This window comes from Nocardia sp. NPDC001965 (genome assembly GCF_053594175.1).
In genome coordinates this window covers 91428-109000 of record NZ_JBSFDZ010000016.1, presented here as the reverse complement: position 1 = coordinate 109000, position 17573 = coordinate 91428, and the positions used below count along the sequence as shown (strand labels likewise).

Sequence of the window (17573 nt, the reverse complement as noted above, 5' to 3'; positions counted from 1 at the left end):
CCAGCATTCCGATGGTCGAGGTACCACCGATCGCGATCCGAAAGCGATTCAGCCGATCGGCCACCTCTGGCTGATCGACATACGCGGCGGAAACAACTGTGCCCCGGCCGAGGAACCCGGCCGGGGCACAGTTACGACTGTCCGCGGAACATACCGCGAAGGGTCAGCCCTTGTGCTTTTTGACCTCGTCGGTCAGCTGCGGGGCGACATTGAACAGGTCGCCCACGATGCCGTAGTCGGCGATCTCGAAGATCGGGGCTTCCTCGTCCTTGTTGACCGCGATGATGGTCTTGGACGTCTGCATACCGGCCCGGTGCTGGATGGCACCGGAGATACCCAGGGCGACGTACAGCTGCGGCGAGACCGTCTTACCGGTCTGACCCACCTGGAACTGGCCCGGGTAGTAACCCGAGTCGACCGCGGCGCGGGAGGCACCGACGGCCGCGCCGAGCGAATCGGCGAGGGCCTCGACCACGGAGAAGTTGTCGGCCGAGCCGACACCGCGGCCACCGGAGACGACGATATTCGCCTCGGTGAGTTCGGGACGGTCACCGGCCACGACGGGCTCGCGGCTGGTGACCTTGACGACGCCCTCTTCCTGTGCGGGGACCTCGACGGTGACCTTCTCACCGGCACCTGCCGCGGGCTTGGCCTCGATCGAACCCGGGCGGATCGAGATGACCGGGACATCACCGGTGGCCTTGGCGTCGACGGTGAACGCGCCACCGAAGATGCTGTGCACGGCCGTGCCGTCGGATTTCACGTCGATGACGTCGACCAGCAGGCCCGATCCGATCCGGGCGGCGAGCCGGCCGGAGACCTCTTTGCCCTCCGCGGTCGCGGCGACCAGCACGGCGGCCGGCGACGCGGATTCGACGAGACCGGCCAGGATATCGACCTTCGGGGTCACCAGGTAGCCGTCCACATCATCGGATTCGGCGATGTAGATCTTGGCGGCACCGGCCGCGGCCAGCGCATCGGCCAGTTTGTCGCCGGTGCCGGCCGGGCCGGTCACCACGGCGGCCGGCTCGCCCAGCGCGGTGGCGGCGGTCAGCAGTTCGGTGCTGACCTTCTTGACCGCACCGTCGGCGTGCTCGACGAGCACAAGTACTTCTGCCATTTGTCTCTTCTCCTAGAAGTTGCTGCGGGTGCGGGTCTCAGATGATCTTCTGGCCGACCAGGTACTGGGCGATCTTGGTGCCGCCGTCGCCCTCGTCGGTGATCTTCTCGCCCGCGGTGCGCGGCGGCTTCGGGGTGGACGCGGTGACGGTGCTGCCCGCGTTCGCGACACCCACGGTCGACGGGTCGATGCCCAGATCTTCCAGGGTGAAGGTCTGCACTTCCTTCTTCTTCGCGGCCATGATGCCCTTGAAGGAGGGGAAGCGCGGCTCGTTGATCTTCTCGGTGACGCTCACGATGGCCGGCAGCGTGGCCTCCAGCTTGAAGACACCGTCGTCGGTCTCCCGCTCGCCGGTGATCTTCTCGCCGTCGACGGTGAGCTTGCGCAGGTGCGTGAGCTGCGGGATGCCCAGGTATTCGGCAATGATGGCGGGCACGGCGCCGGAGCGTCCGTCGGTGGCCTCGTTACCGGCGATGACGAGTTCGACGCCCTCGACCTGTCCCAGCGCACCGGCCAGCACCCACGCGGTCTGCACGGTGTCGGAGCCGTGGATGGCCGGATCGTTGATGTGGATGGCCTTGTCGGCGCCCATGGACAGCGCTTTGCGGATGGCCTCGGTCGCCCGGTCCGGTCCGGCGGCCAGCACGGTGACCTCGCCACCCTGGGCCTCCTTGATCAGGAGGGCTTCCTCGACGGCGCGCTCGTTGATCTCGTCGAGCACCGCGTCGGCGGCTTCACGGTCGAGGGTGAAGTCACCGTCGGTCAGCTTGCGCTCGGACCAGGTATCGGGCACCTGCTTGATGAGTACGACGATATTCGGCATCGGTCTTCGTCGACCTCCTGTTCTGGTTACCTGTGTGGCGGTCGCACGATCTCCAGCGGCCGTACGTCCATGTGAGTAGCTCAGGCCGAGACATTACCCTACGTTAAGTTACTCGTGGGTAACTTAACTCGCAAGGCCCTCCGAGAGCCCACCGGGCGTCTCCCGTACCGGGCCGTACCAGTAACCTCGTCGCAATGAGCGAGGCTGTGATTCCCGCCGCACCGGCCACCGAGGACGCACTGGAGCCGCTGCCGTTGACCGGTGAGCGGACGGTGCCGGGTATCGCGGAGGAGAACTACTGGTTCCGCCGGCACGAGATCGTCTACGACCGGCTGCTGTCGCGCTGCGCGGAAAAGGTCGTCCTCGAAGCCGGGTCGGGCGAGGGGTACGGCGCGAATATGATCGCCGGAGTCGCGAAGGCGGTCGTCGGCCTGGACTACGACCGTGGTGCCGCGGTCCACGTGCGTACCCGATATCCGGCGGTCCATATGATCCGCGGCAATCTCGCCGCACTGCCCCTCCCGGAGGCCGCGGTGGACACCGTGGTCAATTTCCAAGTGATCGAACACCTTTGGGATCAGGCAGAGTTTCTGCGCGAATGCCTGCGCGTACTGCGCCCCGGCGGGGAACTGCTCGTCAGCACCCCGAACCGGATCACCTTCTCCCCCGGCCGCGATACTCCGCTCAACCCGTTCCACACCCGCGAACTCGACGCGGCCGAACTCACCGAACTCCTCGAAGAGGCCGGGTTCCGGGTCGATCTCATGACGGGCGTGCATCACGGACCGACACTGCGCGCCCTCGACAGCAAGCACGGCGGCTCGTTCATCGACGCCCAGATCGAACGCGCGCTGGCCGGTGAGCCCTGGCCCGCCGAACTCACCGCCGATGTCGCCGCCGTGACCGTCGACGATTTCGCGCTCGCTCCCGAAGCCATCGACGCCAGTCTCGATCTCGTGGCACTCGCGGTGAAACCTTGAGCGGCAAGCAGACTCACGAGGTACCCGGGCAGTTCACACTCGTACTGCACTCCCACCTGCCCTGGCTCGCCCATCACGGCCGGTGGCCGGTCGGCGAGGAATGGCTCTACCAGTCGTGGGCCGCGTCGTATCTACCGGTCGTCGAAGTACTGCGCACCCTGGCAGCCGAGGGGCGTTCCCATCTGCTGACGCTCGGGATCACCCCTGTCCTGGCTGCCCAGCTCGACGATCCGCATTGCCTCGCGGGAATGCACCACTGGCTGGGCAACTGGCAGTTGCGGGCCGATGAGGCGGCCAAATCCGGAAACCGCGCGCTCGGCGCGCACGAACACCGGCTGGCGGCCGCCGCGCTGGCCGAATTCGAGCAGAACTGGCGGCACGGTGCCGCACCGGTGTGGCGGCAACTACTCGACGGCGATGTCATCGAACTACTCGGCGGCCCGCTGGCCCATCCGTTCCAGCCGCTGCTCGACGACCGGCTGCGCGAGTTCCAGCTCCGTGAGGGGCTCACCGACGCCCGCCTGCGCTGGGGGCACACCCCGGGCGGGATCTGGGCCCCGGAATGCGGGTTCACGCCCGGAATGGAACAGGGTTACGCGGACGCCGGTGTGACGCATTTCATGGTCGACGGACCCGCGCTACGGGGCGATACGACTCTCGGCCGCCCGGTGCACGATTCGCCGGTACTGGCGTTCGGCCGTGATCTCACGGTCAGCTACCGGGTGTGGTCACCGAAATCGGGCTACCCGGGCAACGCCGCGTACCGGGACTTCCACCACTACGACCACGCTACCGGCCTCAAACCCGCCCGGGTCACCGGTAAGACCGTGGCCGGGCCGGACAAAGCCCCCTACGATCCCGGTCTCGCCGCGGCGCAGATCGGCCGCGACGTCGACGATTTCGTGCAGACGGTGCGGGAACGGCTGATCGGCGAATCCGAGCGGATCGGGCGCCCGGCGCTCGTGGTCGCCGCGTTCGACACCGAACTGTACGGACACTGGTGGCACGAGGGACCGCAGTGGCTGGCGCAGGTGCTACGGGCGCTGCCGGAAGCCGGGATCACCGTGGGCACTCTCGCCGACGCACGCGACCGCGGTTTCGTCGGCGCGCCCGTGCCGCTCGCCGATTCGTCGTGGGGTTCGGGTAAGGATTGGCGGGTCTGGGCCGGTGACCAGGTCAGCGATCTGGTGGACCTGAATTCCGAGATCGTCCGGCTGGCGCTGGACACCACCGCCAAGATGCGCGCCGGCGCACCGACCGGCCGCGATCCGGTGGCCGACCAACTGCTGCGTGAAGCGATCCTGGCGGTGTCGAGCGACTGGGCGTTCATGGTCAGCAAGGACTCCGCGGCCGGTTACGCCCGCGACCGCGCCCATCAGCACGCGCACGCGGTCCGCGAGATCGCCGGTGCCGTCGAAGCGGGCCAACTCGGCAGAGCACGCGATCTGGCGGCAGGATGGGCGGTGGCCGACGGAGTGTTCCCGGCCCTGGACGCGCGTAGGCTACGCGCCACCCCTGCAGAAGGACCGCGATGAAAATCTTGATGGTGTCGTGGGAGTACCCACCGGTGGTCGTAGGCGGGCTGGGCAGGCATGTCCACCACCTGGCGACATCACTGGCCGCGGCCGGTCACGAGGTGGTGGTACTGGCCCGGCGGCCCACCGGAACCAGTCCGGCCACCCATCCCACCCATTCGTTCGTGGCCGAGGGGGTCCTGGTGGTGGCGGTCGCCGAGGATCCACCGATCTTCGATTTCGGCGAGGATATGCTCGCTTGGACCCTGGCCATGGGGCATGCGATGGTGCGCGCCGGAATCGCCCTGGACAAACCGGGTATCGGAGAGGGCTGGACCCCCGATGTGGTGCACGCGCACGACTGGCTGGTCGCCCACCCCGCGATCGCGCTGGCCGAGTACTACGACGTACCCCTGGTGTCGACGATTCACGCCACCGAGGCCGGCCGGCACAGCGGCTGGGTCGCGGGCCGGGTCAACCGGCAGGTGCATTCGGTGGAATGGTGGCTGGCCAACGAATCGGATGCGCTGATCACCTGTTCCACTTCGATGAAGGACGAGGTCGAGCGGCTGTACCGGCCCGACCGGGTCCCCGTACACGTGATCCGGAACGGAATAGATGTGGGGGCGTGGACATTCCGCACCCGCTCGCCGCGCAGCGGCCCGCCGCGCCTGCTCTACGTCGGACGGCTGGAATACGAGAAGGGCGTACAGGACGCGATCGCGGCGCTGCCCCGTATCCGCCGGGCCCATCCCGGCACCGTGCTCACCGTGGCCGGGGTCGGGACCCAGTTCGAATGGCTGCGTGAACGTACCCGGACGCACCGGGTGGCACGGGCGGTGCATTTCGCGGGGCAACTCGACCATGCCGAACTGCTCGGCTGGCTGCACGGCGCCGACGCGATCGTACTGCCGAGCCGCTACGAACCGTTCGGGATCGTCGCACTCGAGGCTGCCGCGGCCGGAACACCACTGGTCACGTCGACAGCCGGCGGCCTGGGCGAAGCCGTGATCGACGGCGTCACCGGGGCCTCGTTCGAGCCCGCCGATGTGCACGGACTGGTGGACGCGGTGATCTCGGTGCTCGACGATCCCGCCGCGGCCCAGGACCGGGCGTTCGCCGCGCGGGAACGCCTGACCGCCGATTTCGCCTGGGACGTGGTGGCGGCCGAAACCGCGGGGATCTACTCGGATGCGAAACGGCGGGTCCGTAACCCGCTGGGCCGTCCGGTGATCGTAGAACGCCCGCTGCCGGAGCGGGACCCGAAGTAGTCCACTGCCGTCAGTCGTTCTCGGCGAAGGCGAAGATCTCGCCGATCCGGGTGGCGACCACGACCTCGCCCTCGGCCCCGACCGCGGTACCGGTGGTCGTGCCCTGCGCGCCGGGCAGTACATCGGAGTCGAGAGTGGCCCCGGTCTGTGTATCGAAGGTGACCAGGTTCAGTCCCGTACCGATGGCGGCGGTGACGTAACCCGTCCCGCCCGCTGTCTGCACCGGAAGTCCGCGCAGCGCGAGATCCTTACGCTCCCAGACCCTTTCGAAGCTGGTTCCGGTGTCCTGCAGGGCGACCAGGTAGCCGTCGTCACCCGCCGGGATGATCAGGCCGTCCGCGGAGACCGAGATACCGCGGCGCGGCTCCCAGTCCAACTGTGCCTCCCACTTCGGCGTGCCGTCGGCCGTGTTGACCGCGATCAGGCGTTTGCTGTTGTCGCCGACGTAGAGCGTCGAACCGTCGGCGGACAGCGCCGGATCGGTGGCACTGCCGTCGGAGAGGATCTCCCGGCTCCACTCCTGCTCGACCTTGCCGTCCGCGTACCGCAACGCCACCAGGGCCGCCTTGGTCTCGCCCGGTTTGCGGACCGTCGCATAGATCCGGCCGCTGTCGATATCCATCGCCGCCACGGTCGCGACCGCGCAGTCCGGGCCGCCGGTACGGCAGTCGTCGAGACCGGCGCCGGCCGGTGGCCAGTCCAGGTTCGGTGACTGCAGGAAATCGGGCTGCGGCAGCAACTGCTGGGTGGGGACCATTCGCCTGCCGGTCTGCCGTTCCAGCACATCGACCTGGCCGGACTGGGTGATCACCAGCAGATGACCGTCCCCGGTGAACTGCATACCGACCGGGACGCCCGCCACCGGCGTACGCCACCGCGGCTGCCCGAGAAAATTGTCCGATTCGATTCCGCTGTCGAGACCGACGTACACATTGTTCGCGCCGTCGAGCAGCGTGGGCGAGTAGATGGCGTTGGGGCCCAGCGGATTACAGAAGCGCTTCCGTCCGGTGCGCATCTGGTAGGCGAAGATATCGCATTCCGCGTCCGTGCGGCTGGTGACGAAGATCTGCCCCTCCGAGCCCACCGTCGGTGGCTGCACGATCGGCCCGCCCACCGGCCGTGACCACTGCAGACTCAGCGCCCGCGACCCGGTCACCGGGGTGGTGCCACTGTTGCGACTCTCGTGGCCGGGAGCCGGCCAGCCCAGTCCCCGGCCGACCGTGATGTCGTCGACATCGGTCCCGCACGCGGTGAGCACCCCCATCGCGGCCACCGCCGCCGCAAGCCAGGACACGGTCCGTACGCCGCCGCCGATACGCACCTGCTGGTCTCCTCTGTCGTCCTGTCTCCCCGGACCCACGTGTGTGTGAGATTAACGGAAGGGTATAGGCCGGGGTCCCCGAGCACGAAAGTAGGCTGTTCGGCAGTACTGGGCAGCACAGGATACGAGGAGACACGTTCGTGACGAGCATGTGGGGCGCACCGTTGCGCTCACGTTGGCAGGGCTCCCGGCGGCGCGACCGGCGGCAGGCCCGATTCCTCACCCTCGATTCGCTGCGCTGGGTGCTGGCCAATCGTGCCTACACCCCCTGGTACCTGGTCCGCTACTACCGGCTGCTCAAATTCCGGCTCGCCAATCCGCACGTGATCCTGCGCGGCATGGTCTTCCTGGGCCGGAATGTGGAGATCCACGCGACCCCCGAACTGGGCCGGCTCGAGATCGGGCGCTGGGTCCACATCGGGGACGGGAACGCCATCCGCTGCCACGAGGGCTCGCTGCGGATCGGTGACAAGGTGGTGTTCGGCAAGGACAATGTGGTCAACACCTACCTCGATATCGAGATCGGTGAATCCACCCTGGTCGCCGACTGGTGCTACATCACCGACTTCGACCACCGGATGGACGACATCACCCTGCCCATCAAGGATCAGGGCATCGTGAAGAGCCCGGTCCGCATCGGTCCGGACACCTGGATCGCGGCCAAGGTCACGGTTCTGCGCGAGACCCGGGTCGGTCGTGGTTGCGTACTCGGCGCGCACGCGGTGGTCAAGGGCGACATCCCGGATTACAGCATCGCTGTCGGCGCACCGGCCCGGGTGGTGAAGAACCGGAAATCGACCTGGGAGGCCGGGGCCGCCGAGCGCGCGGCCCGCGAGGCGGCGCTGGCCGATATCGCGCGGAAGAAGAACGGCGTCGCCCAGGAGGCCTGAGCGCGCCGCCTACTTCACCGCGTCGATCTTCTTCACGACTCGCTGCACCGTGAGCCAGGTGCGGGTCGTGATGTCCTTGCCGTAGGCACGCTCGAGCCAGGCCATGAAATTCGGGGTCTTCGGCGTGCTGTTGTCGATGACCGCGAGGAAGACCCGGGCCGGGTCGTCGTAACCGATGACCGTGGTGAGCGGGTCATCGTCGGCCGGCGCGACGGGCGGGGCCTCGCCGGTTCGCTTGAAGAAAGTCGCGGTGAGGTAGGTGTCGCGGCCGTGGGTGTAACCGGCGAAGGGGTCGCGATCGAGCAGTTCCCGCAGCTCGGATTCGCTACGGATGATCGTGCCGCCCGGTATACCGAGTTCGGCGTTCAGCGCCTCCTGGATACGATCCTCGAGTTCGGCGTTGCCGGTATCCGCGGCGGCGAAGACGATATTGCCGCTGGACAGCACCGAGGCCACCGAGTCGAATCCGAGCCCGGTGAACACGCCGCGCAGTTTCTCGTTGCTCATATTCGGATTGCTGGGCATGATCCCCCGCAGCAGCGCGGCGTACATGGTCATGGAGCGACCGTACCCCGGCGTTCCGACACCGGCGGCCGGGCCGCTCCCACTGCCAGGGGGTGCCCCGGGCGAGCCACCCGGAGAACCATGGGCAGGGTAGATCGGGGCTGTGCCGCGCACGCGAAGGTCGCTAACGTGGCTTCCGATCGGCACCGGCCGATCGGAAGGTAGTGATCATGCGTCATGTTCTCCGAGCAGGTCTGCTCGTCGCGGCCCTGCTGACCGTCCCCGCCGCCACCGCGGCCACCTCGTCGGCCCTCCCGCTCGAACCACGGCCCCAGCCGGCCGTCGAACAGCAGGCAACCGGTCCGGTCGGCCTCGTGTGCACCATGCAGTACCCCCCGAGTCCGCTCTGCTGGCTGTCGTCGTTGTCGGGTTCGATATCGGAGCGCTGACGATCCTCCCCGGGCCGGTGTCCCGTCCGGGATGGCTGTACCGATCGATATCTTCGACCGGTTCGCCCAGCTCAGGCCGGGGTGGCCGGGGCGTCCACGAGGTGCCGGAAATCGATATGCCGGATATCGATACCGATCCGGGAGGGGCGATGCCTGTCGAAGGCCCGAAATTACATGGGCTGGAATCGATCACCGGGGTGTTGATCGAGCAGTTGGTCCAGCGGCCCGAGGGCCGGAGCCGATCGTTGCCGGTCGTGGTGGCGGTGGGGCCGCCCGGCAGCGGGAAAACCGTTCTGCTGCAAGAGCTCGCACAGCGTTGCGCGAAACTGCCGCTCGCCGAGGTCGATCTGCGCCAGGGCGAGCGCGCGCCGCGGGAAGTGTTCGGCGAAATCGCGTTCGAGCTGGGCCGGTATCGGCGCCAGTTCGGCCGGATCGCCTTTCCCCAACTGTGGCTGTGTCTGGTCGCGGTCGGTAGCACGCTGCACATGCACGAGGACAATCGCCGGACGGCGCTGCGGAATCTGCGCCAGGTCGTCTCCAGCGCCCAGCCGCTGGAGGCGCGCAGTCAGGGCGTCGCCGATATCCTCGAAGCCGCCGGACAGGTTCCCGAAGGTTTGTCCCCGTGGGTGGCCATGACGGTGGAAACCCTGCTGCAGAGCCTGAACCGGCTCGATATCAGGCGGCGGATCAGCCAGGGCCCGCGGCTGACCGGCGATCAGATCCGGCGCGAGGACATGCTCATCGATCTCGCCAAATGGGCGCACGGCGACGACGAGTCCCGCGCCGAGGCCGACGCGATCTTCGGGATGGCCTTCCTGCACGATCTGCGCCAGGCCTACGCCGGCGTACGCGGTGCGCGGCGAACACTCAGTTCCGTACTGCTGCTGGACAACGCGCACACACCCGCGGGACGGCTGTTCCTGCAGACGCTACGCGAGGCGCGCCGGCGCAACGGTACCGAACCCGATCCGTCGTCCGGTCGCTCACCGGCGGGAACGCCGCCGGGACCGCCGATGTCATCGCCGCACTGCCGGATCACCCGGAACGGTTCAACCGGTTCTCCGTCGAACAGTTCTCACCCGACTGCACCGGGCCTGTCTGCTATCGCGCGCTCTCCGACGACACCATGGAGGATTTCGCCGCTGTCATGGAACACGACGCGGTGGTGACGGCAGTCCAGGCGATTCGGCAGGCAGCCGGAAGTGCCGGGGCCATCGTACGCTCCGAGCAGGTACTGCTGGCGATGAAAAGCCTGCACGGCGCTACCGCGGTCCGCGGGGCCGGCGGGGTGCTCTCCTTCGACGAGAACGGGCTGCCGACCGATAAGCCCATTCCGATCCTGGAAGCTCTGGACGGGAAGCCGCCCCGCTACATCGAACTTCCGTAACCTTTCGACCCGTGGGTCCGAGAACCCGGTCCCGCGCTCGTGCTGCCGGGGTACTTCGGCCATCGGTCGACCGAGTGCCGCAAGTGGCGGCCCGGCCCGGCATTGTCGATACTGCAATGCGGTAGCGACTCGGGAACCGCCCGCGGCGGGCCGGAGACAGGCGGAGCCGATCCCGGGATCTGCTGCGCCACTGCGGGAACGGGTGTTGCGGCATCTGCTGCAGGCCCCCGGCGCGCCCCGAGGAGGTCCGATGCTGGAGCCGGAGGCACCCGGCCGCGATACGGCGAACACGCGCGGTGGTGACCGGCAGGACGGGGCCGGCGGCCGGCGGATCCGATGAGTCAATTGGGACGTGAGCTGCTCCAGAGCATGCGCGACGCCATGGTCAGGGTGCTCACGCACCGGGCCGGCCCCCATCTGCGGCACACTCTCGGTGATCTGGCGGAAGAGGTGCGTGAGGCACGAAGGATCACCGGCGCCGATCACCGGGGCCGCGACCGGGTCGAAACCGGCACACCGCGATCGGGTCGGCCGATGGCCCACGATGGCCGAAACGGCAATCAAGACCGGCTTCCCGACAATATGGCAGGGCTGCTGACCAGGATCCATGCGAGCGGGGTCGACCCGGAGACCGCGGCTCGGGTCGAGCGGGCGTTGCTGGACAGGTATCAGCGGCGACTAGAGGTAGAGCATCGGATCGAGCGGCAGAATTTCTTGCGGAACAGGTCCCGTGATCTTCGCGGACGCGGCGAGACCGCGGATGCCGCCGAAACCACCGCCAGAAGTCAGGTGGACGAGTACATGCGCAGTGAGCGTGCCCAGCACATGATCGACCGCGCCGCCGGAACTCACACCACCGAATGGGCGGACAGAATCGACCTCACCCGCGCCTTGCGCGAGGTCGCGATATCGCCACGCGTCGTCGGCGTGCAGTCGGCCGACAGAGCGCTCCGGCGTCTCGCGGCTCGGCGTAGACCGAATCAGCTGCCCAAGAGGTTGAATCAGATCGTCACCCGGATCGAGACGAGCGGCGCTGATCCGAGGGCCATCAGTGACGCCATGAAACTGCTGCGCGAGAAACTCAATGGGTATCGACTGCAACCGATGGCCGATTTCTACCACGAGCGACTGCTCGAACAACGCGCCGAGTTCACCCGGGAGGGTTTTCCACCCCGCGTCGCCGACGCGCTCGCTCAGCAGGGAACAGAAGCGCTCACCGGGTCAGCGAAGGCACAACGCACCATCGACGGTGCCGCCGCGAACACAACCCACCAGTGGTTCACCCAGACGGCGAGAACGGCCGACCACGACGGTGTCGGCATCGTCGACCGGCTCGCCGAGATCTACCGGCGTCCCCCGTCGGAATCGGATCTCCGCGCGGCCGGTGAACGGATCACCGCCATGCGTGACAACCTCGATACCACCCAGCGCGACCTCGACAGGCTGCTCGAAAGGTCACCCGAACTGGCCGAGAAAGGTGCTGAGCGCTGGCAGGAGCGACTCGACGCCATCCGTGCTCGGGTCACCCGATTGGCCGATTCGGCCGAGACCGGGATGGTCGCGGACCGGCCCATCATCCGGCGCGATATCGACCACGGTGTGCTGCGGCAGGAGGAAGGAAAGATCCGCGGAAGCGTCGGCGAAATCCGGATGGCCGAGAAACTCGACGATATCCATGAGCTGGGACCGGTGGTCGATGCCGGCACTCCGACCGGTGCTCGTATCGCCAGCGAGATCGATATCGTCACCGACGGCGGCCGCGTATGGCACGAAGTCAAGAACAATGATCCGGCGATCCAGCACAAACGCGAAGAAGAACTCGAGGCACAGGCGCGCAAACAGCTCGCCATCTCCCATATGAACCGCGAGTACTGGGTGGACGGCAAACCACCGCAACTGAAGATCCATTTCATGGAAGGCGTGGACCCGGCCGTCAGATCCCGGATCGAAGCCGTCCGCATCCAAGACGAGAACGGGCGCATCCTCGACGATCACCGTGTCGAAGTCATCGATGAGTCGTGAGCAGGGTTCGCACCTCGCCCGCGCTGCCGACCGACAAGCCCGATCCCGGCGGCCTCGACGCGGAACTGCCTCGCTACATCGAACTTCCGGAGTCTGCGACAGAGCGCGCTGTACAGGCGCGGACGAGACGCGTCCGCGCTGCGGCGAGCCGTTGCGCGGCAGCGGTTACGCGGTCGGCGCGGACCTCACGGTTCGGTGACGCTCGCGCGTCGAGCGAGGCGTTCGACCAACCGGATTCGCGCCGCCGGCCACTCGTCGGCCAGGATCGCGTACACCACGGTATCCCGGCGGGTGCCGTCACGGCGGAGCGCATGCCGCCGCAGGACACCCTCCTCGACCGCCCCGAGCGCGGTGACCGCGCTGCGGGACAACATATTCTGATCATCGACGGTGAATTCCGCCCGAACCGCACCGAGAGTGCCGAAGATATGGTCCAGCAGCAACAGTTTGCTCTCGGGATTGCACACGGTCCCGCGCACACTGCGCGAATACCAGGTGAAGCCGATCGTCACCCGGGCATGCCGTTCGTCCATGTTGTAGAGCGAGGTCGTCCCGACTATCCGGCCGCTGCGCAGATCCACCGGTACCAGCACCTGGCGGCCCGAGGACAGGGCGTGTGCCACGGTCTCCGGCGACGGCGGCCGCGATTCGATGCCGTAGGGGAAGTAGCGCAGCGTATCCGGATCGTCGTGTGCCTCGGCCAGTTCCGCGGTATCTCCGGACTGCAGTGGACGCAGGAGCACGTGGCTGCCGCGCAGGGTGGGCGGTTGCCGCCAGTGCTCGCTTCCCACGGGAATCCTCCTCAACTCTCGCCGACCATCTGTAGTCGAACGGGCACGGTCGGCGCCGGTCGATTTCCGGCGGCAGCGAACCGTCCACCCGACCGACGGCCGAAGACCGCACCACTCGGCTGCGGTGCGCCGGGATCCGCCTCGTTCAGGGCCTCGACGACTCGCACAGGAACACGGTGGCCGCACTGCCTATCCGGGTGATGACGAGCGTATAGGGCCGGGTTCCGGTGAGCTTCAACCGTCGCCGCAGCACATCGGGATCGATATCCACCCCGCGGACCAGGATCTCCAACCGGCCGCAATCGCGGCGGCGCAGTTCGGCCCGCAATGTCTTCTCCCGCAGGACACAGCGGTCGAGAATGCGGAAACCCCGCACCCCGTCGGGCAGACGGTCACCGGTGAGGTAGGCGATACGCCGATCCAGCTGCCACAGACCGTGGCGGGCCGCGTAGTGCCGGACCAGTCCGGCCCGCACGACGGCGCCGTCGGGGTCGACGATCCACTCCCCCGGCTCCCGCTCCGGGATCTCGTCCGGATCGGCATCGGTCAACGTGGTCACGGCGCCCGCCGAAGTGAGGACGGTCGCCCGGCGGCCGACACCCGCCTCGCACAGTCCCGCCGACCACAGGCAGGCTTCCCGGACGCCGCCGTCCAGCGACACGACCTCGACCTCGCCGTCCCAGTCCAGCCGGTCGAAATCCAGTCCGGGAGCACATTTCACGACCAGATCACGACCCGCGTACACCGAGAGCAGATCCGGTAGCGGCGGCTGCAACGCCGCCGGATCGTGCGTGCGTCTCCCGTCGGCCCGGCGCCCGGGATCGGCGACGACGACGGTGCCGGAGGTACACGGGACCAGCGCGTCCGCACGCACGAGCAGTGTTGTCTGCGGCGCCTCCGGCGCCGGGGGGCGGGGCCCTATTGACCCCGGTTCTGTATCCATGGCGTCGCCTCCGGCGCCGCGGGGCCGGGGCCCTCGTGACCCCGGTTCTTCACTCCTGCGCTCCTCCGCTTCGCTCCCCCGCTCCGTCGCTCCAGAACCGGGGCGGGCCCCGCCTTCGTGGTGAGCCTTTACTTCGTGGTGGGCCGCGGATCCCGGGGTGGGCTCGTGGGGGGCCGTGCCCGCTGACGGTGGCGCCGGGAGGGCGGCGGACGGTTCCGGGATCGGATGGGCGAGGTTGTACCGGGCCATGGCGAGTCTGATCGGATCCAGATCGCTGCCGACCACTCGGGGACATACGCGGGCCAGTTCGGCGAGCTCGGCACCGATCGAACAGGTCACGTCGTGGATATCGCGGCCCGCCAGCCGCTGGGCGCGATGACGCGCGACCAGCGTCGGCGTGGCCTGCTGGACCGCGTCATCGGTGAGCAGCCAGCCCTGCGCGCCGAGCAGTTTCGCCGCTGCCCGGCGCCGTAGACGCACGGTCTCGATGAGCGCGGGCGCGCGCTCACCGTGCGCCCGGCGCACCACCGCCACATCACGGAGTTGCGATGCGGCGGTGAGTTCCAGCTCGGCGACCTCGGCCAGCGCGGCCACGCCGGCGGGCGAACCCAGGTAGCCGATATCGGCCCTGCTGAAGCCGTACCCCACTATTTCCCGGCGGCGGCCGGTTTCACTCCGGTGATCATCGCGTTGTAGAAGAACTGCCGCGGCACCACCCGGCGCATCACGTTCTCGTCCACCCAGCTCAACCCGAGCCACGCACGGTACATCGCCATGCGATAACCGAAGGTGAGCTTCTCGTCGGGGACCGCGGCCTCGAAGGTCCGCACGGGCCAGCCCCACAGAGCGGCGGCGAATTCCTCGGTCTGCGCCGCGACATTCACCGCACCCGCGGACCGGGCCATATCCTCGAGCTGAGTCGGATCGAAGGTGTGCAGATCGACCACGGCCTCCAGCGCGGCGGCCCGCGAAGATTCGTCGAGCTCTTCCTGGGGGCGGCGCCAGTCCCGCAGGAACGGGAGCTTGGTGATGGCGGTGGTCGCCTTCCAGGTGATGTTGCCGAGGTTGCGGGCATACAGGTTGCCGATGGTGGTGGGTTCCCCGGCGAAGACGAAACGGCCACCCGGCTTGAGTACCCGCAGGCATTCCCGGAGCGACTGCTCCACATCCGGGATGTGGTGCAGAACCGCGTGCCCGACGACCAGATCGAAGGTGTCGTCGTCGTAGGGGATGGTCTCGGCGTCCGCGACCCGGCCGTCGACGTCCAGGCCCAGGTTCTCCGCATTGCGCAGGGCGACCTTCACCATCCCGGGCGAGAGGTCGGTGACCGAACCGCTCTTCGCGATCCCGGACTGCATGAGATTCAGCAGGAAGAAACCGGTACCGCAGCCCAGCTCCAGTGCCCGCTCGTACGGCAGCTCCGCATCGGTGCCGACAGCGAGGTCGAACCGGCCACGCGCGTAGTCGATACAGCGTTCGTCATAGGAAATCGACCATTTGTCGTCGTAGGTCTCGGCTTCCCAGTCGTGATAGAGCACCTGGGCGAGCTTGGTGTCCTCGAATGCTGCTTCGACCTCCGCGGCGGTGGCGTGCGGATGAGGTGCGGGGTCGTCGGGGCGTACCGTCATGGTCGGAGAGCCTAATAGGTGCTACCGCGCGTAGCGCATCCGCAGTCCGGACCCGCCCGCAGCGGCAGCGGTGATACGGCCGGTGCGTCGCCGCGGAATCACCCGGCAACATTGGACGGGTCCGGTCGACCCGCACCGTGTTCAGTGCCCGGTGAAAACGGCGGACCCCGGCCCGTCACGCAGGTAGGAGCGGGTTCCGATGCGCTGATCCTCCGTATCGAACAATCGAGCCCATTCGGTGCGGGCACGTTCGTGACCGTGCGGTCCCGCCTCGAACACCGCCTTGGCCGCGGCCAGCGCCCGCGCCGGACCGTCGACGAAGCGGCGTGCCCAGCCGATCGCCGCCCCCAGCACATCATCGGGTGCGACGACCTGATCGACCAGACCCAGCCGCGCGGCCTCGTCCGGTTCCACGAAACGTCCGCTGTACACCAGATCCTTCGCCGCCCCGGGACCGATCAACAGCGACAGCCGCCGGATCCCCGCCAGCGGGATCAGACCCGCATCGATCTGCGGAAAACCGAGTTTCACATTGTCACCGATGATCCGCCGGTCCGCGCCCAGTGCCAGTTCCAGCCCGGCCCCCAGGGCGTATCCGCTGATCGCGGCGACCGTGGGCTGCGGAACAGCGGCCAGACAGCCCAGCGCGGCCTGGAGGTCGGCGGCCATGGCGGCGGCCTGCGGGGCCGGGAGTTCGGCGAGCTCGGCCAGATCGTCACCCGCGCAGAAGACCCGCTCGTCCCCGTAGACCACCAGCGCGGCGATCCGCGGATCGGCACCGCACGCGGTGGCCGTCTCGGCGATCTCACGGATCAGCTGGGTATCGAACAGGTTCATCGGCGGGCGGGCGATACGCAGCACCGCCACACCACGCTCGGACCCGCCGTCGTCGTCGGATCCGAGCCGGGACAGGGATACGAATTCCGCCATGACCGGTTACGCTACCGGCCGTCCGCGGCGCCGCCCGCATTCCCCGAACCGCCCAGCAACGACGGATCGGTATCGCGCATCCCCTTCGACCCGACCAGCCGGGACGGATCCGGCAGATCCGCGAAGTACTGGCCGTTGTCCGGGAACTGCAACAGTTTCTTACCGTCGACCTCCCCGAACACCGGCTGGATCGGGTCGATACGCGGTTCGGCCGCCAGAATCCGCGCGGTATCCGGATAACCGGCCAGCGAGGTCAGCTGCGACCAGGTCGGCGGCAGGAGCACATGCTCACCGGCCTTCCAGGTCGTCAGCGCGGCGGCCGGCGTGGACCACTGCACCTTGTCCGTCTCGGTCGTGGCGCCATCAGCGAGCTGCCCTTCGGGCAGTACGGCGACGAAGAAATTGGTGTCGTACCGGCGACGTTCCACGATCGGAGTGATCCACCGCGACCAGGGACGCAGCAGATCGGCACGCAACACCAGCCGCTGCTCGGACAGGAACTGCGCCAGCGTCAGATCCCGCCCCTCGATGCGCTCCCGTTCCCGCCGGTATCCGGCGGTATCGGCAACCACCGAATCGGCGGTCGGACCGGCCAGCAGCACCCCGCACTCCTCGAAGGTCTCCCGCACGGCCGCGCACACCAGCGCCTTGGCCCGCGCCTCGGAGACCCCGAACCGCTGCGCCCACCACTGCGGAGCAGGCCCGGCCCAGTCGATCGCCACCTCGGCATCGACCGGATCCACGCGCCCACCCGGAAACGCGGTCATCCCGGCGGCGAAATCCATGGCCCCGGCCCGCCGCTGCAGGAACACCTCGGGGCCCTCGGCACCGTCCCGCACCAACATCACGGTCGAGGCATCCTTGGCTTCGGGCACCTCGGCAACCGAATCCGGCACAGTCGTCTCACTCACCCTTCGCACACTAGCTGTGTTGGTCGGCGCCGCCTCCGGCGGCGCGGGGTTGAGGCCCCCTCGGTCTCGCCGTTCAGGCCTCGGAGACT

At 68.1% G+C, this 17573-nt stretch carries 17 protein-coding genes; 8 read left to right on the top strand and 9 right to left on the bottom strand.

Features of this window, described 5'->3' with window-relative positions:
- Nucleotides 1–163: 163 nt before the first annotated feature.
- Together ACWCPQ_RS22265 and ACWCPQ_RS22260 are read right to left on the bottom strand one after the other, a co-directional pair.
- The gene (locus ACWCPQ_RS22265; protein ID WP_449901835.1) at nt 164–1120 is read right to left on the bottom strand and encodes an electron transfer flavoprotein subunit alpha/FixB family protein; all 957 of its coding nucleotides are present in this window, start codon (nt 1118–1120) and stop codon (nt 164–166) included.
- A gap of 37 nt (nt 1121–1157) precedes the next feature.
- Nucleotides 1158–1943 (bottom strand): electron transfer flavoprotein subunit beta/FixA family protein, encoded by a 786-nt coding sequence (locus ACWCPQ_RS22260; protein WP_449901833.1) that lies wholly within the window; start codon nt 1941–1943, stop codon nt 1158–1160.
- A 194-nt stretch (nt 1944–2137) separates the two neighbouring features.
- Between ACWCPQ_RS22260 and ACWCPQ_RS22255 the strand changes: the two genes are divergently transcribed.
- From ACWCPQ_RS22255 to ACWCPQ_RS22245, 3 genes are read left to right on the top strand one after another with little or no spacing between them, the layout of a single operon-like run.
- Nucleotides 2138–2923 (top strand): class I SAM-dependent methyltransferase, encoded by a 786-nt coding sequence (locus tag ACWCPQ_RS22255; protein WP_449901831.1) that lies wholly within the window; start codon nt 2138–2140, stop codon nt 2921–2923.
- Nucleotides 2920–4458 (top strand): 1,4-alpha-glucan branching protein domain-containing protein, encoded by a 1539-nt coding sequence (locus tag ACWCPQ_RS22250; protein WP_449901829.1) that lies wholly within the window; start codon nt 2920–2922, stop codon nt 4456–4458. The genes ACWCPQ_RS22255 and ACWCPQ_RS22250 overlap by 4 nt, the downstream gene beginning before the upstream one ends.
- Nucleotides 4455–5708, top strand: coding sequence for a glycosyltransferase family 4 protein (locus ACWCPQ_RS22245; protein ID WP_449901827.1), 1254 nt, complete (start codon nt 4455–4457; stop codon nt 5706–5708). The genes ACWCPQ_RS22250 and ACWCPQ_RS22245 overlap by 4 nt, the downstream gene beginning before the upstream one ends.
- Nucleotides 5709–5718: 10 nt before the next feature.
- Here the strand turns inward: ACWCPQ_RS22245 and ACWCPQ_RS22240 are convergent, their stop codons facing one another.
- The gene (locus ACWCPQ_RS22240) at nt 5719–7029 is read right to left on the bottom strand and encodes an outer membrane protein assembly factor BamB family protein (RefSeq protein ID WP_449901826.1); all 1311 of its coding nucleotides are present in this window, start codon (nt 7027–7029) and stop codon (nt 5719–5721) included.
- Nucleotides 7030–7169: 140 nt separating this feature from the next.
- Between ACWCPQ_RS22240 and ACWCPQ_RS22235 the strand changes: the two genes are divergently transcribed.
- Nucleotides 7170–7919 carry an acyltransferase gene (locus ACWCPQ_RS22235; RefSeq protein ID WP_449901824.1) on the top strand — a complete coding sequence of 250 codons (750 nt, stop codon included), beginning with the start codon at nt 7170–7172 and terminating at the stop codon, nt 7917–7919.
- 9 nt (nt 7920–7928) lie between these two features.
- Here the strand turns inward: ACWCPQ_RS22235 and ACWCPQ_RS22230 are convergent, their stop codons facing one another.
- The gene (locus ACWCPQ_RS22230) at nt 7929–8477 is read right to left on the bottom strand and encodes a DUF1697 domain-containing protein (RefSeq protein ID WP_449901822.1); all 549 of its coding nucleotides are present in this window, start codon (nt 8475–8477) and stop codon (nt 7929–7931) included.
- Between the two features lie 176 nt (nt 8478–8653).
- Between ACWCPQ_RS22230 and ACWCPQ_RS22225 the strand changes: the two genes are divergently transcribed.
- From ACWCPQ_RS22225 to ACWCPQ_RS22210, 4 genes are all read left to right on the top strand, one after another.
- Nucleotides 8654–8872 (top strand): hypothetical protein, encoded by a 219-nt coding sequence (locus tag ACWCPQ_RS22225; protein ID WP_449901820.1) that lies wholly within the window; start codon nt 8654–8656, stop codon nt 8870–8872.
- A 149-nt stretch (nt 8873–9021) separates the two neighbouring features.
- The gene (locus ACWCPQ_RS22220; RefSeq protein WP_449901818.1) at nt 9022–10041 is read left to right on the top strand and encodes a hypothetical protein; all 1020 of its coding nucleotides are present in this window, start codon (nt 9022–9024) and stop codon (nt 10039–10041) included.
- Nucleotides 10020–10259: a hypothetical protein gene (locus tag ACWCPQ_RS22215; protein WP_449901815.1), complete on the top strand. Its 240-nt coding sequence runs from the start codon at nt 10020–10022 to the stop codon at nt 10257–10259. The genes ACWCPQ_RS22220 and ACWCPQ_RS22215 overlap by 22 nt, the downstream gene beginning before the upstream one ends.
- Before the next feature lie 336 nt (nt 10260–10595).
- Nucleotides 10596–12281 carry a hypothetical protein gene (locus tag ACWCPQ_RS22210; RefSeq protein WP_449901813.1) on the top strand — a complete coding sequence of 562 codons (1686 nt, stop codon included), beginning with the start codon at nt 10596–10598 and terminating at the stop codon, nt 12279–12281.
- Nucleotides 12282–12466: 185 nt separating this feature from the next.
- Here the strand turns inward: ACWCPQ_RS22210 and ACWCPQ_RS22205 are convergent, their stop codons facing one another.
- From ACWCPQ_RS22205 to ACWCPQ_RS22185, 5 genes are all read right to left on the bottom strand, one after another.
- Complete coding sequence (locus tag ACWCPQ_RS22205; protein ID WP_449901811.1) at nt 12467–13072, bottom strand: GNAT family N-acetyltransferase; 606 nt, start codon at nt 13070–13072, stop codon at nt 12467–12469.
- A 145-nt stretch (nt 13073–13217) separates the two neighbouring features.
- Nucleotides 13218–14663 (bottom strand): THUMP-like domain-containing protein, encoded by a 1446-nt coding sequence (locus ACWCPQ_RS22200; RefSeq protein ID WP_449901809.1) that lies wholly within the window; start codon nt 14661–14663, stop codon nt 13218–13220.
- A complete protein-coding gene (locus ACWCPQ_RS22195; protein WP_449901806.1) occupies nt 14663–15643 on the bottom strand; it encodes a class I SAM-dependent methyltransferase in 981 nt (326 codons plus the stop codon). The genes ACWCPQ_RS22200 and ACWCPQ_RS22195 overlap by 1 nt, the downstream gene beginning before the upstream one ends.
- Before the next feature lie 141 nt (nt 15644–15784).
- Nucleotides 15785–16573: an enoyl-CoA hydratase-related protein gene (locus tag ACWCPQ_RS22190; RefSeq protein ID WP_449901804.1), complete on the bottom strand. Its 789-nt coding sequence runs from the start codon at nt 16571–16573 to the stop codon at nt 15785–15787.
- Between the two features lie 11 nt (nt 16574–16584).
- Nucleotides 16585–17418, bottom strand: coding sequence for an NUDIX hydrolase (locus tag ACWCPQ_RS22185; protein WP_449901906.1), 834 nt, complete (start codon nt 17416–17418; stop codon nt 16585–16587).
- Between the last annotated feature and the right edge of the window lie 155 nt (nt 17419–17573).